Here is a 16,461-nt window from a genome sequence, read left to right as displayed (position 1 = left end):
TTGACTTTAGCGGGAATCTGAGCCTTTACCTTCTACTAGAAGTCGAAGGTTAGGCTTCCGGACGCAGGAAATGCCCGCGCAAGCCAGGGCTGTGCGGGCATTCCTGCGTGTTCATGATTCGGTGCCGATGGCTGCTTACGCGTTGGCCAGCGCCGGCGCCTTGGCGGAATCGGAGAACGGCTCGCCGTGTCCTGCGATCATGGTCTGCTCGTCGAAGGGGGCCTGGCCCGAGAGGACTTTGCCGACCTGCTGGTTGTCGATTTCCTTGACCCAGGTGCCGATCAGTACGGTGGCGACGGCGTTGCCGGTGAAGTTGGTCAACGCACGTGCCTCGGACATGAACCTGTCGATGCCCACGATCATGCCGACGCCGCCCAGCAGCTGCGGCGCGTGCGCTTGGAGGCCTGCAGCAAGGGTGGCCAGGCCGGCACCGGTGACGCCGGCGGCGCCCTTGGAGGCGATGATCATAAAGACCAGCAGGGAAATCTGGGCGCCCAGATCCAGTGGGGTACCCATCGCGTTGGCTACGAACAGGGCGGCCATGGTCAGGTAGATGGCCGTGCCGTCCAGGTTGAACGAGTAGCCGGTGGGGACGGTGACGCCTACAACGGGCTTGGAGACGCCCAGGTGTTCCATCTTGGCGATCAGGCGCGGCAGAGCTGCTTCCGAAGAGGAAGTCGAGAAGATCAGGAGATACTCGCGGGCCAGGTACTTCATGAGCTTGAAGATGTTGACACCGGCAACCAGCCGCAGGAGTCCGCCGAGGATGACGACAATGAACAGGGCGCAGGTGATGTAGAAGGCCATCATCAGGGTGAACATGCTGACGATCGCCTGGAAGCCAGTCGCACCGACCACGGCGGCGATGGCGCCGAAGGCACCCACGGGGGCGAGCCACATGATCATGATGAGGATGCGGAATACCAGCACTTGGCCGTGGCCGATGGCCTTGAGGATAGGAGCGCCCTGCGGGCCCATCTTTTGGAGGGCGAAGCCTACGAGGATGGCGGCGAAGAGCGTGGGCAGAACCGGAATGTCGCCCGGAATGATGCCCAGGAGGAAGGCAACGGTGCTGTCGACTTCCGCCTTCTTGTTGGGGTCGTACGCCGCCAGCTTCAAACCCTCACCCGGGTGGATCAGGTTGCCCACTACCAGGCCGATGCCGAGCGCGAACGTGGACATCAGCAAGAAATAGCCAAGCGCCAGGCCGCCCACCTTGCCGACCGTCGCGGCTTTGGCGATGGAGCCGATACCCAGGACGATGGTGCAGAAGATGATCGGTGCAATCATCATCTTGATGAGCTTGATAAAGCCGTCGCCGAGCGGCTTCAGTGATTTGCCAACCTCGGGGAACAGCAGGCCGACGACGGCGCCCAGGATAACGGCGGCAATAACGGCAATGTATAGGTAATGGGATTTGTCCAGGCCCTTGCGCCGCGTTTTCACGGTGCCGAGCGACTCTCCTCGTTGAGAAGCCATGATGTGTCTCCTTGATATATGGATAATCTGGTAGACGCTGCGGCGCATTCTCTGGGCTCTTCGCGTCGGTCCGGTGTGATATCCATCATTGGCCATACCGTGACTTAGCTCACGGTTGCGTTCATATTGGTCATGGGAGGTGCTTGATGATCCACCGCTGGAGTATCGCCCGCCGGCTGTTTGTGGCGAATCTGCTCATTGTGCTGGCCTTCATTGCGATTGCGGGCACCGTTGCATTCGTCGACGCCAGGGACCGGAGCTATGAGGAAGCAGGTCGGCGGATGACGGGTGTTGCTGCCGCCGTCGCCGCTAATCCGCTGGTCCTCCAGGCCTCGGACCAGACGGATCCGTCAGCGTTGCTCCAGCCCTACGCCCTGGACGTTATGGCCGGGTCAGGGGTGGACTTCCTCACCATCATGGCGCCGGACAGGACGCGCTGGACGCATCCCCGGAACGAGGAGCTGGGCAGGCCGTACATCGGCTCGATTGAGGCTTCCCTGCGCGGGGAGGTGTTCACCGAGGTCACAGCAGGAACGCTTGGCCCGTCGGTACGCACGGTTGTTCCGGTATAAGGATGCGGCGGGCAACGTCAAGGCACTGGTCGCTGCCGGCGTTACGGTCCGGACCGTGGACGTGGCGCTCTCCGGCCGACTGCCCGCCCTGCTGGCCCCCGGCCTGGCCCTGCTGGTGGGCGGATCCCTGGCTTCCTGGCTGCTGGGCCGCTACCTGAGCCGGGTGACCAGGGGGTGGGGTCCGGAGCAGCTGGCGCAGCTGTTCGCCTACTACGAATCGGTCCTGCATTCCGTGCGTGAGGGACTGATCCTGATCGACACCAAAGGCCGGGTGGTGATGTACAACGACCAGGCAGCCGAGCTGCTGGGACTGCAGCCCCGCGATTCGGCAGACGACCCGTCGCGGCCGCCCTTCCTGACGAACCTTCCGCTGGCCCCCAGCCTGAAAGAACTGTTTGAATCCGGCCGCGCAGCCCACGATGAAATTCACCTGACAGGCCCGCGGATTGTGGTGGTGAACCAGGGCCCGGCCGTCGGGCCCGACTCCCCCGGCCTCCGCCGGCCGCCGGTGTTCGGCACCGTGGCCACCATTCGCGACCGGACAGAGATCGAATCACTGGGCAGCGAGCTGGAAACGATGCGGACGCTGTCCGACGCCCTCCGCGCCCAGACCCACGAGCACGCCAACCGGCTGCACACCATGGTTTCCCTGCTGGAGCTGGGGCGGACCCGGGAGGCCCTGGAATTCGCCACCAAGGATCTCGAACTGAGCCAGCAGCTGACTGACGAGATGGTGAGCTCCGTGGACGAGCCCGTCCTGAGCGCCCTGATCATGGGCAAAGCTGCGGAAGCGAATGAGCGCGGGGTGAAGCTGACGCTCTCCACCGAGGGGTCCGCGTCCGTCGCGGGCCTGGCCGTCCAGGACCTCGTCACCATCCTGGGAAACCTCCTGGACAACGCGATCGACGCCGCCGCGGACGGCGCGGCCCCCAGAACTGTGGAACTGACTGTGGAGTCCGACGCCGAGGGGCTGGACATCACCGTGGAGGATTCCGGATCGGGCGTGGACCCCGCAGCCGTGGAGGATATTTTCCGGCACGGCTTCAGCACCAAGGCATCCGGCCCCTTCGGACGCGGCATTGGCCTGGCCCTCGTCCGCCAGGCCGTGCAGCGCCTGGACGGTACCATGAGCATCACAGGCACGGACGGCGCGCGCTTCCAGGTCTTCCTGCCGGCCATGGCCGCCGGAACCGACAAAGAGGAGCAGTTCCAGTGACCGATATCCGCGTCCTCGTGGTGGAAGACGAGCCGGTGGCGTCGGCCGCGCACGCAGCCTACGTGGGCAGGATGACAGGATTTATGCTGGCCGGAACGGCCCCGGACGGCCAGTCCGCGCTCAGGCTGCTGGGCGAGCTCGCCGCTGCCGGCGAGCCGGTGGAACTGGTCCTGCTCGACATGAACCTGCCGGACCTGCACGGCCTGGACATCGCCCGGCGGATGCGTGCTGCAGGAATCCTGGCGGACATTATTGCCATCACCGCGGTCCGGGAAGTGGCGATTGTCCGGAGCGCGGTGGCCATCGGTGTGGTGCAGTACCTGATAAAGCCCTTCACCTTTGCCACGTTCGAAGACAAACTCTCGAGCTACCGGTTGTTCCGGCAGCAGCTGGCAACCCCTGGGTCCGGAGCCGGGAGGACCGGCGCATCCCAGAGCGAGGTTGACCAGGCCTTCGCAAGCCTCCGGGCGCCGTCGGAAATGCCCCTCCCGAAGGGCCTTTCCGTCTCCACGTTGGGCACAGTCCGGGACTACCTGAAACACCATGCGGGATCCGTTTCGGCCACAGAGGTCATGGCGGCGCTTGGAATGTCCCGCGTGACGGCCCGCCGTTACCTCGAATACCTCGCCGACGCCGGCATCGCCTCCCGGGCGCCCCGCTACGGAACGCCCGGCCGGCCGGAAAACGAGTACGCCTGGAAGCGGCCCTGATACTACAGGCGTGTTTTCCGTGGAGCCCGAGGCTAAGCAGAGGAGATGGCTTCCTTCTGAGCCCCCAGCACCAGGGCCACTGACGCGGCGTTTGCGTTGGGACCCATCAGTTATTACCGCGGGTACTAGACGGCGCCGTCCGGCCGGAGCACGCCCAGCAACTGCCCGATCACCTCGGGATCCTCAATCGTTGAGGGCACAATGTACTCGTCGCCGTCGGCGATCTGGCGCATGGTCTTGCGCAGGATCTTCCCTGACCTGGTCTTGGGGAGTGCTTCGACCACCGTGGCGTGCTTGAAGTCAGCCACCGGCCCGATGTCCTTCCTGACAAGGGCGATCAGCTCGCGGACCACCTCGGTCGCGTTGGCGGTCACACCTGCCTTGAGTACCACGAAGCCGCTGGGGCGCTGACCCTTGAGGGGATCCGCCACACCGATCACGGCACATTCGGCGACGGCGGGGTGGCTGGCGATGACCTGCTCAATCGCACCCGTGGACAGCCGGTGTCCGGCCACGTTGATGATGTCGTCGGTCCGGCCCATCACAAAGACGTAGCCGTCGGCGTCCCGGTAGCCGCTGTCGCCTGTGGCGTAGCTGCCTTCAAAGGCCGCAAGGTACGAGGACACATAACGGTCGTCGTTCTGCCAGAGGGTGGTCAGGGTACCGGGAGGCAAGGGAAGCTGCAGGACAATGTTGCCTTCCTCCCCCGGCTGCACGGCAGCCCCGGAGCCGTCCACAATCTTCAGCTCGAAGCCGGGCATGGGCACCGTCGGTGACCCGGGCTTGAAGGGAAGGTCCTCCAGCCCGCGCGGGTTGGCGCAGATGGCCCAGCCGGTTTCGGTCTGCCACCAGTGGTCCACCACAGGAACGCCCAGGACCTCACCTGCCCAGCGGTAGGTGTCCGTGTCCAGCCGCTCGCCGGCGGCAAACAGTGTGCGCAGGGTGGAGATGTCGTACCGGCCCAGCTCTGCCGCCTGGGGGTCGGCTTTGCGGATCGCGCGCAGGGCGGTGGGCGCGGTAAAGAGGACGTTGACCTTGTGGTCCTGCACGACGCGCCAGAACGCTCCCGCATCAGGGGTCCCCACGGGCTTGCCCTCGTAGAGGACCGTGGTGGCACCGGCCAGAAGCGGGCCATAAACAATGTAGGAATGCCCCACCACCCAGCCGACGTCGGAGGCGGTCCACATCACGTCACCCGGACCGACGTCGTAGATGTTTGCCATGGTCCAGCTGAGCGCGACAGCATGACCACCGTTGTCGCGCACGACGCCCTTCGGTGTGCCGGTGGTGCCCGAGGTGTAGAGGATGTAGAGGGGATCGGCTGCTGCGACGTCCACTGCTGCCGCCGGGGCGGCATCCGCCATGCACACCTCCCAGTCCAACCAGTCCGGATACCCGGAGGCCGGGTGCACAAAGCCTTCCCGGTCCTTGACGATGACGGGCGTCTGCCCGGCACCGGCGAGTTCGAGCGCTTCGGCGACCGCCGGAAGATACTCCACCCTGCGCGAAGGCTCAATTCCTCCCGATGCCGTCACAATCGCGGCCGGACCGGCGTCCTTGATGCGGGCGGCGAGTTCCTTGGGCGCGAACCCGCCGAAGACCACCGAATGCACGGCCCCGAGCCGCGCCGTCGCCAGCATTGCAATGGCGGCCTCGGGAATCATGGGCATGTAGATGACCACCCTGTCCCCCTTGAGGACTCCCTGCGAGCGCAGCACACCCGCGAACCGCGCCACTAGGTCCGTCAGTTCGGCGTAACTGTACGTGCGCTTGATCCCCAGCATCGCGGAGTCGTAGATGAGGGCAGCCTGGTCCCCGCGGCCGGCCTCAACGTGGCGGTCCAGGGCGTTGTAGCTCGTGTTGAGGATGCCATCGGGAAACCAGCGGAACAGCGGGGCGGCCGATCCATCAAGCGCGGCTTCCGGAGTCCTGGTCCAGGTCACGCCGCCTGCTGCCTCGAGCCAGAAGGCTTCCTTGTGTTCGATGCTGCGCGAATATGCTTCCCGGTAATTTCCGCTGACCGTCATGGGCTCCCGTTCACGTCGCTGTGTTGCCACCATGCTATGCGGGCAGCCCGCCCCAGACAAGACCCATGTATACATACATGCGGCCATGCCGCTGCTGAACCGGCTTTTGCTGGGCTATTCGGCAATTCGTGTATACACTAGGGCCCATGAGCAGATTGACGGGAGGCACCCTGCGGGCCAGCGACAAAGCCTATGCAACACTTCGCGAAGACATTATCGAATGGCGCCTGACGCCCGGAACGGTCCTCGCCGAAGTGGAGCAGTCGGAGCGCCTGGGCGTCTCACGCACTCCGGTCCGGGAGGCGCTGAGCCGGCTCAGCGCAGAAGGGCTGACGACGGCGGCAGGCGGCCGCGGCGTCGTCGTCACCGATATCTCGCTGGAGGACATCGATGAGATGTTCGAGCTCCGCGAAACCCTGGAGGGCAAGGCTGCTGCCCTCGCTGCCGAACGCGGCGAGCGCGCTGTCTTTGCGAATCTCCACACCGATCTCCTGCGGGCGCAGGAGCTGATCAGCGACACCGATCCTGCCCGCCATGAGTACTACGCACTGGTGGGCCGGCTGGATGAGGCGATCGACGCTGCCATCTCAAACTCCTACCTCGCACAGGCGATGCGCAGCCTGCGGGTCCATCTGGTCCGGGTCCGCCGCCTCGCTGCCGATGACGCACCGCGACTGTACGCGGCCGCCGTCGAGCACGCGGCCATTGCCGAGGCCATCGCCGCAGGCAACGCCAGGCTCGCCGAAGCAGCCACCACCCTGCACCTGCACCGCAGCCTTTCCCACGTCAAAGCTACCCACCCACAGCACTAAGAAGGAGCCCCATGGTTAAGCTTAACCACGTCCGCGTCTACAAGAGCGAAGAAAACCTCGCCCGTGAAGACCAGCTGGCACACAAGATCGCGGTCGTCGCCGCCGACGCCGTCGAGGTCACGCCCGAGGTCACCGAGATGGTCATCAACCGTATCATCGACAATGCTTCCGTGGCCATCGCTTCACTGAACCGAGCACCGATTGTCGCTGCCCGGGCCCAGGCACTGACCCACGCACCGACCACCAACGGCAAGGGCTCCGGCGTTTTCGGCATCACGGACAGGGTCTCCCCCGAGTGGGCAGCCTGGGCGAACGGCGTGGCCGTCCGCGAGCTGGACTACCACGACACCTTCCTGGCCGCGGAATATTCCCACCCGGGCGACAACATCCCTCCCATTCTCGCCGTTGCGCAGCACGTCGGCGCAGGTGGCAAGGACCTGATCCGGGGCATCGCCACAGGCTATGAAATCCAGGTCAACCTCGTGAAGGCGATCTGCCTGCACAAGCACAAGATCGATCACGTTGCGCACCTCGGCCCGTCTGCCGCGGCCGGTATCGGCACCCTCCTGGGCCTGGACGTCGAGACGATCTTCCAGTCGGTGGGCCAGGCCCTGCACACCACCACTGCCACCCGCCAGTCCCGCAAGGGCGAAATCTCCACTTGGAAGGCCCACGCCCCGGCGTTTGCAGGCAAGATGGCCGTCGAAGCGGTGGACCGCTCCATGCGTGGCCAGACTTCCCCCGTGCCGATCTACGAAGGCGAGGACGGCGTGATCGCCTGGATGCTGGATGGCCCGGACGCCTCCTACGAGGTCCCGCTGCCCGAGGCCGGCGAAGCCAAGCGCGCCATCATGGACACGTATACCAAAGAACACTCCGCGGAATACCAGGCCCAGGCCTGGATCGACCTGGCCCGCAAGCTGCACACCGAGCACCCGGAGGCCACCGACCCGGCCAACGTGGCCTCAGTCCTGATCAAGACCAGCCACCACACGCACTACGTGATCGGTTCCGGTGCCAACGATCCCCAGAAGTACAGCCCCACGGCAAGCCGCGAAACCCTTGACCACTCCATCCCGTACATCTTCACCGTGGCACTTCAGGACGGCTCCTGGCACCATGCGGACTCCTACAGCTCCGAGCGTGCCGGCCGCGCCGACACCGTGGAGCTGTGGAACAAGGTCAGTACCGTGGAAGACCCTGAATGGACCCGCCGCTACCACTCCCTGGACATCGCCGAGAAGGCCTTCGGCGGATCCGTGGAGATCACCCTGAACGATGGCACGGTCATCACCGATGAGATCGCCGTAGCCGACGCCCACCCGCTCGGCGCCCGCCCGTTCGCCCGCCAGCAGTACATCAACAAGTTCCGCACCCTGGCGGCCGGCCTGGTTACCGAAGAGGAAATCGAGCGTTTCCTCGCCGCCGCCGAAAGCCTCCCGGACCTGGGCCCGGGCGAACTGGACCAGCTGAACATCACGGCCGCTCCGGGCGTCATCGACCTCAGCAACTCACCCGCCGGCCTCTTCTAAGCTCTGCCTACCCACCCCGCACAGGAGAACCAGATGCTGTATTCCAAGACAACCCCGGAACAGAAGAGGATCGCGCTGCGCGACATGCTCGCGTCCGGCACCATCCAGCAGTTCCCGGGCGCGTTCAACCCCCTCTCGGCCCGGCTGATCGAGGAAAAGGGCTTTGCCGGTGTCTACGTCTCCGGCGCGGTCCTGGCCAATGACCTTGGCCTGCCGGACATCGGACTGACCACCCTCACCGAGGTGGCCACCCGTGCCGGGCAGATCGCCCGCATGACCGACCTACCCACGCTGGTGGACGCGGACACCGGCTTCGGCGAGCCCATGAACATAGCCCGCAGCATCCAGGAACTGGAGAACGCCGGCCTGGCCGGCTGCCACATCGAAGACCAGTTCAACCCCAAACGCTGCGGGCACCTGGACGGCAAAAACGTGGTGGACCTGGAAACGGCAACCAAGCGCATCCGCGCCGCCGCTGATGCCCGCCGGGATCCGAACTTCCTCATCATGGCCCGGACCGACATCCGGGCCGTGGAGGGGATCGAAGCCGCCACGGACAGGGCACGGGCCCTGGTTGATGCCGGAGCGGACGCCATCTTCCCGGAAGCGATGAAGGACCTGTCCGAGTTCCAGGCCATCCGCGACGCCGTGGACGTGCCCATCCTGGCCAACATGACCGAGTTCGGCAAGAGCGACCTGTTCACCGTGGACGAGCTGCAGGGAGTCGGCGTCAACATGGTCATTTACCCTGTCACGCTGCTACGCATTGCCATGGGCGCAGCAGAGCGTACTCTGGAATCGATCAAGGCAACAGGGTCGCAGGAAGCCCAGGTGGAGAACATGCTCACCCGTGCGCGGCTATATGACCTTGTGGACTACGAGGCCTACAACCACTTCGATACCGGCGTTTTCAACTTCCACGTTCCCGGCGTCCGCTAGGACCCGGGAGCCACCAAGGAGACTGCAAGCATTCCGGCACACCCGGGCTTGCCCAATGAACGAAGGAGGACAGCATGGAAGCTGTTGATATCAAGAAGGGCCTGGCCGGCGTCGTGGTGGACTACACCGCGGTTTCGAAGGTCAACCCGGACACCAATTCGCTGCTGTACCGCGGCTATCCCGTCCAGGAGCTCGCCGCCAAATGCAGCTTCGAGGAAGTGGCATTCCTTTTGTGGAACGGCGAACTGCCCACCCCCGATGAGCTCTCCGCGTTCTCTGCCCGCGAGCGCGCCGGCCGTGCCCTTGATCCCGTGGTAAAGCAGATCGTCGACACAATTCCCACCAGCGCCCACCCGATGGATGTCTGCCGGACCGCGGCCTCGGTCATGGGCGCCCGGCACCCTCTGGCCGAAGACTCCTCACCCGAGGCCAACATGGCCAAGGCCGTGGATCTCTTCGCCGCCATGCCCGCCGTTGTTGCCTACGACCAGCGACGCCGGCGCGGCCAGGAAGTCGTGGAGCCCCGCGATGACCTGGGCTACTCGGAAAACTTCCTGTGGATGGCTTTCGGCGAAGACCAGGTTCCGGAAGTTGTGGACGCCTTCAACGTCTCGATGATCCTGTACGCCGAGCACTCCTTCAACGCCTCCACCTTCACCGCCCGGGTCATCACCTCCAGCCTGTCCGACCTGCACTCGGCAGTGACCGGTGCGATCGGCGCCCTCAAGGGCCCGCTGCATGGCGGCGCCAACGAAGCCGTGATGCACACCTTCGACGAGATCGGCATCCGGCCCGAGGAATCACTGGACGAAGCCGCCACCCGGGCCAAGGCCTGGATGGAGGACGCCCTGGCCCAGAAGAAAAAAGTCATGGGCTTCGGCCACCGCGTCTACAAGCACGGTGACTCCCGCGTCCCCACGATGAAGGCCGCGCTGGACAAGATGATCGCGCACTACGGCCGCCCCGAACTGCTGGGACTCTACAACGGCCTCGAGCAGGCCATGGACGAGGCCAAGGCCATCAAACCGAACCTCGACTACCCGGCCGGCCCCACCTACCACCTCATGGGTTTCGACACCCCCACGTTCACACCCCTGTTCGTGGCCAGCCGCATCACCGGCTGGACCGCCCACATCATGGAACAGGCGGCCAGCAACTCCCTGATCCGCCCGCTCAGCGAATACAACGGACCGGAAGAACGGCACGTACCCTAATCCTCCCCACCGGCTCCCAAACCTCGCAAGCTCGGCTCGGGTCCCTCGCCGGCGTGGGCCCAACCGGCTCCCAACGGACGCACGACGGCGGGCCGGGTCACCTTTGAAAGTGACCGGCCCGCCGTCGGCCGTTCTCGGAGTTTTTGTCCAGATAATCCATCCAGTCAGCCCTTAGACCGGCGATAAGTGGACAAAAACTCAGCGGCTCGAGTAGTCCAGCACTTCGCGGACGGTTTCGTTGTCCGGGTTCAGGACTATGGTGAGGCGCAGCCTGGAGCCGCCAAGGACCAGCGGCAGCCAGTGCGCTGCGTCCTGCCACATCCTGTCAACCGGCAAGGCGCCGACGTCGAACCATTCCGGCCGTATCTCGGCACTTTCGGCCGGCTGCCCGGTCCAACGCGCGGCGACAAAAAGCCGGGTGCTCATGTTCCATTCCGGGCGGGACGGGAAATCGAAGGCCACCACACCGGCGTCGCGCAGATCCTCCTGCCGGACTGCAATGCCGGCTTCCTCATGGACTTCGCGGCAGGCAGCCTCTTCATCCGTCTCCCCCGGCTCAACATGCCCGCCGAGCCCAACCACCTTGCCGCGGCCGAAGCCGGTCTTCTTCAGGCCAAGCAGAACCTGTGGCACACCGGCGGAATCACGGGTGAGGAAGCACAGCGTGACAGGGGTAAACGTCATGCCCCCAACCTTATAGCCTGGCCCCAGGCGTCAGCCCAGCGCCCGGGGGTGGGCTGCTGCGTAAATTTCCCTGAGCGTCTCAGCGGTGACCAGGGTGTAGACCTGCGTTGTGGTGACCGAGGCGTGCCCCAGCAGCTCCTGCACAACGCGGACATCCGCTCCGCCTTCGAGCAGGTGCGTCGCGAAGGAGTGCCGCAGTGTGTGCGGGGAAACATCCTTCGTGATGTTGGCTTTATCCGCGGCCGCCTTCAGGATGGTCCAAGCGCTTTGCCGGCTGATCCTTCCGCCGCGGGCGTTCAGGAACAGGGCGGGAGTCCCCTTGCCCTTCGCCGCAAGCAGCGGACGTCCGCGGACCAGGTAGGCGTCCACAGCCCGCGCCCCATAGGATCCCAGCGGCACCAGCCGTTCCTTGGATCCCTTGCCGAACAGGCGGACTACGGCGGGACCGGCTTCGGCGTCCTGCACGGCAATATCATCTACGTCCAGGCCCACGGCCTCGCTGATCCGCGCCCCCGTGGAATAGAGAAATTCGAGCAGGGCGCGGTCCCTGAGCCCTGTCGCGGTGTCCTCTCCTACGGCTTCAAGGATCCGCGTGACTTCGTCCACGCTGATGGCCTTGGGCAGCCGCTTGCCCGGCATCGGCGGGTGGACATCGCTGGCGGGGTCCGTCGTGGTGATCCCCTCCAGGGCCCAGAACTTGTGGAGCCCCCGGACCGCGACCACGGTTCTGGCGGCAGACCTAACGCCCAGGGCTGTGCCGCCGTCGGATCCGTCGTTGAGTGCCATAACGAACCCCGTCACGTGGTGGCGGGTGATCTGGCCGGGGCTGTGGCAACCCTCCGAGGTCACGTAGCGGGAGTACCGCGCCAGGTCACGGCGGTAGGCGGAGAGCGTGTTGGCGGCCAGGCCGCGTTCCACGCCTATATGTTGAAGATACTCGGTGATGGCGAGGTCGATGGCAGTCTGTGGCCGGAACGGCGGGGTCGGGGCTTCTGCCTCAGTAGTCGCCGTCATCAACGCTGGCTGGGGTGCGCAGGCCAGGGTGCATCCGCGGGACGCAGCCCGCCAAAGCCGTCAGCCTTCGCCGCGGCGACTGCCAGGATTCCGACGACGGCGGACGGGTTGTGCAGCCTGCCTTCCAGCACCGAGGCCACGGCGTCGTCCAAAGCGATCCAGTGGAACTCAATCTCGGCTTCCTCATCGGTCCGCTCATGGCGTTCGTGGTGAGGCACCTCGGTGAGGCCGCGGGCGAGATAGATGCGGATGGCCTCGCTGGAGGAGCCTGGCGAATTGAAGAAGTCCACCAGGACATTCCATTCGCCGGCCGCGAGGTCCGCCTCCTCGGCGAGTTCGCGGGCAGCCCCCGCCACAAAATCCTCGCCTTCCACGTCCAGAAGGCCGGCAGGAATTTCCCAAAGGTCCATGCCCACGGGGTGCCGGTACTGCCTGATCAGCAGAACCTCACCGGCGTCGTTCATGGGCAGGACGGCCACGGCGCCAGGATGGTCGATGTAGTCGCGGGTCAGGGACTCCCCCGTCTCGCTCAGCTGGAAGCTGTCGCTGACCACATCCCAGATCCGGCCTTTATAGACCTTCTCCGTAGACAAAAGACGGCGCGGGCTCGGTGCATCCGAAACCTGCCGTGCAGCTTGGGGGGTTTCAGGTGTGCCGGGCATCGCGCCGTCCTCTACTTATTAGGTTCTATTTCGCGGCAACCGTACGCAACGGCTTGGCTGCCGGCGCGTCCTGTGCGTTCTGGTGGTCCAGGGCGGCCTTGACGAGCCCGGCGAAGAGCGGGTGCGGCCGCGTGGGCCGTGAGCTCAGTTCGGGGTGCGCCTGTGTTGCCACGTAGAACGGGTGGACCTCGCGGGGCAGCTCAACGAATTCCACGAGCTTGCCGTCCGGCGACGTTCCGGAGAACACCAAGCCCTCGGCGGCGATCTGGTCGCGGTACTTGTTGTTGACCTCGTAGCGGTGCCGGTGCCGTTCGCTGACCGTGGTCTTGCCGTAGGTCTCTGCGATGACCGAGCCGTCGTCGAGCTTGGCTTCGTACAGACCCAGGCGCATGGTACCGCCAAGATCGCCCTTGCCGTCCACGATGTCCAACTGCTCTTCCATGGTGGCAATCACTGGGTATTTAGAATCCGGTTCGAACTCGCTCGAGGAAGCGCCTTCCAGGCCCACCACGTTGCGTGCGTATTCGATCACCATGCACTGCAGGCCCAGGCACAGGCCCAGGACCGGCAGCTTGGTTTCGCGGGCGTACTTCAGGGCGCCCAGCTTGCCTTCGAGGCCGCGGATGCCGAAGCCACCGGGAACGCAGATGGCGTCCACGCCGTCCAGGGACGCCACGGCGCCTTCATGGGTTTCGCACTCATCCGACGGTACCCAGCGGATCTTGACCTTGGTGTCGTTGGCGAAGCCGCCGGCACGCAGGGCCTCGGTCACGGACAGGTAGGCGTCCGGCAGGTCGATGTACTTGCCCACCAGCGCGATTTCGACGTGGTGCTTGGGGTTGTGGACTGCTTCGAGCAGCCTGTCCCAGCTGGTCCAGTCAACGTCCTTGAACGGCAGGTCCAGGGCACGGACGATGTAAGAGTCAAGTCCCTGCGTGTGCAGGGTCTTGGGGATGTCGTAGATGCTGGGGGCATCCGGGCATCCGATGACGGCCTCGATATCGACGTCGCACATGCGGCCGATCTTGGCGCGCATGGGTTCGGGGACTTCGCGGTCCGAGCGGATCACGATTGCCTCGGGCTGGATGCCGATGGAGCGCAGGGCCGCCACGGAGTGCTGCGTCGGTTTGGTCTTCAGTTCCTGTGAGGGTCCGATGTAGGGCACCAGGGAGACGTGGACGAAGAAGACGTTGCCGCGGCCGATGTCCTGGCGGACCTGGCGGGCCGACTCGAGGAAGGGCTGCGACTCGATGTCGCCCACGGTGCCGCCGATTTCGGTGATGATGACATCCGGCGCGTTTTTGCCTTCGGACGGAAGCCGCATCCGCCGCTTGATCTCATCGGTAATGTGCGGGATGACCTGGACGGTATCGCCGAGGTATTCGCCGCGGCGTTCCTTGGCGATCACCGTGGAGTAGACCTGGCCGGTGGTCACGTTGGCTGAGCCCTCGAGGTTTTCGTCGAGGAACCGCTCGTAGTGCCCGATGTCCAGGTCCGTTTCGGCGCCATCGTCAGTGACGAAGACCTCGCCGTGCTGAAAGGGGTTCATCGTGCCAGGATCCACGTTCAGATAGGGATCAAGCTTCTGCATAGTTACAGACAGGCCGCGTGCCCGCAGGAGGTGACCGAGGCTCGAAGCCGTCAGTCCCTTACCGAGCGAGGACGCCACACCACCGGTTACGAAGATGTGTTTGGTCGTCTTGGACGAGCCCGGGAACCGGGAATTTACACGGGAATTTGATCGCTGCACCACGGAATTCGAGCCTATCATCAATTGAGCCTTTCCCCGATCAGGAACTGTCTCCCCAAATGATCCAGTGTGCAGGGCGAGGCGCCCTCCGAGCAAGGGGCATCCGCCGTCAGGCCCGCTGCGGCAGCAGTTTTGCGTCGTCCAGCAGCTCCTGGGCGTGGGCCTGGGCCGATTCTGAATCCTCCTGGCCAGCCAGCATCCGGGCGAGCTCCCGCACCCGCTCCGGGCCGTCAAGGAGGCGAACATCACTGGACGTGAACCCGGTGGCGGTGCCGCCGTCGGACCCTCTGACGGATGTCTTGGTGACGGTGATGTGCTGGTCCGCAAAGGCTGCCACCTGCGGCAGGTGCGTGACCACCAGGACCTGTACGTGCTGTGCCAGCATGGCCAGCCGGCGTCCAATTTCGACGGCGGCGCGCCCGCCGACGCCGGCGTCCACCTCATCGAACACAAATGTGGGCACCGGATCCACTGCGGCCAGCACCACTTCGATGGCCAGCATCACGCGGGACAGTTCGCCGCCGGAGGCGCCCTTGCCCAGCGGACGGGCCGGGGCTCCGGCGTGCGGCTGGAGCAGGAACGTAATCTCATCCGCTCCATGCGGTGTCAACTGAGCGGCCGCCTCACGGGTGATGACCAGCGTGGCGTCGGCCATGGCGAGTGCCTTCAGCTCCGCGCTGACCCTGCCGGACAGGTCCTTGGCGGCATTGGCCCGGATTTTGCTGACGGCGGCTGCCTGCTTCTGCAGTTCCGCTTCGGTCCGGACCACGTCGGCATCCAGGGCTTCAATCCTGGTGGAGTCGTCCTGCAGCTCGTCGAAACGGACCCGGGCATTTTCCGCCCACACCAGGACTTCGTCGATGCTGGGGGCATACTTGCGGACCAAAGTGGCCAGTACGGACCGCCGGTCCTCGATCTCGGCCAGGCGTTCGGGGCCCTCCGAGTCCAGGCCGGCCTGGTAGCTGGCCAGCTCCGTAGCGATGTCGTTGAGGAGAAAGCCCACTTCGGCCAACCGCGTTGCGGCGGACCCCAGCTCGGCGTCGTGCTCGGCCACGTGCTCCAGGGTTCTTTTCGCCACGTCCACGAGGGTGGTGGCATCACCTGAGTCACCGTAGTCCTCCGCGATGAGCGCCTGGTGAGCCGTGTTCGCGGCAATCCTGAGCTCTTCGACGTTGGCCAGTTTCACGGCCTCAGCTTTGAGTGACTCGTCCTCCCCCGGCTGCGGATCCACGGTGCTGATTTCGGCTAGGGCCACTTCCAGCGATTCGGCTTCGCGGAGCCTGTCGCGGGCGGCGCTGCGCAGGGTTTCCAGCTCCGCCTGGCTGGCCTTCCAATGGCTGTACAGCGACTGGTAGGAGGTCAGTGGGCCCGCCAGCGCATCGCCGGCAAATTTGTCCAGCGCGCCGCGCTGGGCCGCCGCGCCTTTCAGCCTGATCTGGTCCGACTGGCCGTGGACCACCACGAGGGTTTCTCCGATCTCTGCGAGGACGCCCACAGGGGCTGCCCGCCCGCCCAGGAAGGCCCGGCTGCGCCCGTCGGCACCGAGGCGACGCGCAAGGATGAGCTCGGCGCCGCCGTCGAACTCCTCCACGTCGGCACCCGCTTCCACGGCCCGGGCAATCGCCGGATGCCCGGCGTCGAGCTTGAGGACAGCCTCCGCAGTGGCGCTCTTCGCGCCGCTCCGGACCGCCCCGGCATCGGATCTCGCCCCGAGCAGGAGGCCGACGGCGGTGACCACCATCGTTTTGCCGGCACCGGTTTCGCCGGTAACGACGCTCAGCCCGGGGCCCAGCGGCAGCGTGGCGTCGGTGATGACGCCCAGATCGCGGATTCTCAGTTCTTCAAGCATG

General features: G+C 65.3%; 12 protein-coding genes and 1 pseudogene. 6 read left to right on the top strand and 7 right to left on the bottom strand.

Going from position 1 to position 16,461, the window contains the following annotated elements; genetic code table 11:
* Positions 1 to 135 precede the first annotated feature (135 nt).
* Entirely contained in the window at positions 136 to 1,479 is a 1,344-nt protein-coding gene (locus FYJ92_RS06970) for a cation:dicarboxylate symporter family transporter (RefSeq protein WP_185263189.1), read from the bottom strand.
* A 146-nt stretch (positions 1,480 to 1,625) separates the two neighbouring features.
* On the opposite strand from FYJ92_RS06970, the pseudogene FYJ92_RS06965 reads away from it, so the two are divergent.
* Both FYJ92_RS06965 and FYJ92_RS06960 read left to right on the top strand, forming a co-directional pair.
* Positions 1,626 to 3,267, top strand: a pseudogene (locus tag FYJ92_RS06965) (ATP-binding protein).
* On the top strand, positions 3,264 to 3,977 hold the full coding sequence (locus FYJ92_RS06960; protein WP_185263188.1) for a response regulator: 714 nt from the start codon (positions 3,264 to 3,266) through the stop codon (positions 3,975 to 3,977). The pseudogene FYJ92_RS06965 and the gene FYJ92_RS06960 overlap by 4 nt, the downstream one beginning before the upstream one ends.
* Before the next feature lie 125 nt (positions 3,978 to 4,102).
* On the opposite strand, the gene FYJ92_RS06955 is transcribed toward FYJ92_RS06960, so the two are convergent.
* A complete protein-coding gene (locus FYJ92_RS06955; protein WP_185263187.1) occupies positions 4,103 to 6,004 on the bottom strand; it encodes an AMP-binding protein in 1,902 nt (633 codons plus the stop codon).
* A 170-nt stretch (positions 6,005 to 6,174) separates the two neighbouring features.
* Between FYJ92_RS06955 and FYJ92_RS06950 the strand changes: the two genes are divergently transcribed.
* The 4 genes from FYJ92_RS06950 (at position 6,175) to FYJ92_RS06935 (ending at position 10,501) form a co-directional block, all read left to right on the top strand.
* Positions 6,175 to 6,816, top strand: a complete 642-nt coding sequence (locus tag FYJ92_RS06950; protein ID WP_185263710.1) for a GntR family transcriptional regulator — start codon at positions 6,175 to 6,177, stop codon at positions 6,814 to 6,816.
* A gap of 11 nt (positions 6,817 to 6,827) precedes the next feature.
* Positions 6,828 to 8,348 carry an MmgE/PrpD family protein gene (locus FYJ92_RS06945; RefSeq protein WP_185263186.1) on the top strand — a complete coding sequence of 507 codons (1,521 nt, stop codon included), beginning with the start codon at positions 6,828 to 6,830 and terminating at the stop codon, positions 8,346 to 8,348.
* Between the two features lie 33 nt (positions 8,349 to 8,381).
* On the top strand, positions 8,382 to 9,287 hold the full coding sequence (gene prpB / locus FYJ92_RS06940; protein WP_185263185.1) for a methylisocitrate lyase: 906 nt from the start codon (positions 8,382 to 8,384) through the stop codon (positions 9,285 to 9,287).
* Positions 9,288 to 9,361: 74 nt separating this feature from the next.
* Positions 9,362 to 10,501 carry a bifunctional 2-methylcitrate synthase/citrate synthase gene (locus FYJ92_RS06935; protein ID WP_185263184.1) on the top strand — a complete coding sequence of 380 codons (1,140 nt, stop codon included), beginning with the start codon at positions 9,362 to 9,364 and terminating at the stop codon, positions 10,499 to 10,501.
* Between the two features lie 198 nt (positions 10,502 to 10,699).
* Here the strand turns inward: FYJ92_RS06935 and FYJ92_RS06930 are convergent, their stop codons facing one another.
* The 5 genes from FYJ92_RS06930 to recN all read right to left on the bottom strand — a co-directional run bounded on the left by FYJ92_RS06930 (position 10,700) and on the right by recN (position 16,460).
* Positions 10,700 to 11,185, bottom strand: a complete 486-nt coding sequence (locus FYJ92_RS06930) for an 8-oxo-dGTP diphosphatase (protein ID WP_185263183.1) — start codon at positions 11,183 to 11,185, stop codon at positions 10,700 to 10,702.
* A 30-nt stretch (positions 11,186 to 11,215) separates the two neighbouring features.
* Positions 11,216 to 12,199 carry a site-specific tyrosine recombinase XerD gene (gene xerD, locus FYJ92_RS06925; RefSeq protein WP_185263182.1) on the bottom strand — a complete coding sequence of 328 codons (984 nt, stop codon included), beginning with the start codon at positions 12,197 to 12,199 and terminating at the stop codon, positions 11,216 to 11,218.
* Positions 12,199 to 12,861: an NUDIX hydrolase gene (locus FYJ92_RS06920; protein WP_185263181.1), complete on the bottom strand. Its 663-nt coding sequence runs from the start codon at positions 12,859 to 12,861 to the stop codon at positions 12,199 to 12,201. The genes xerD and FYJ92_RS06920 overlap by 1 nt, the downstream gene beginning before the upstream one ends.
* A gap of 25 nt (positions 12,862 to 12,886) precedes the next feature.
* Complete coding sequence (locus tag FYJ92_RS06915; RefSeq protein WP_185263180.1) at positions 12,887 to 14,632, bottom strand: CTP synthase; 1,746 nt, start codon at positions 14,630 to 14,632, stop codon at positions 12,887 to 12,889.
* A gap of 88 nt (positions 14,633 to 14,720) precedes the next feature.
* The gene (recN, locus tag FYJ92_RS06910) at positions 14,721 to 16,460 is read right to left on the bottom strand and encodes a DNA repair protein RecN (RefSeq protein ID WP_185263179.1); all 1,740 of its coding nucleotides are present in this window, start codon (positions 16,458 to 16,460) and stop codon (positions 14,721 to 14,723) included.
* Between the last annotated feature and the right edge of the window lies 1 nt (position 16,461).

Source organism: Pseudarthrobacter sp. NBSH8 (assembly GCF_014217545.1).
Classification (GTDB): Bacteria; Actinomycetota; Actinomycetes; order Actinomycetales; family Micrococcaceae; genus Arthrobacter.
The sequence above is the reverse complement of the archived record's forward strand: the minus strand, read 5'-3'. Positions and strand labels throughout refer to the sequence as shown.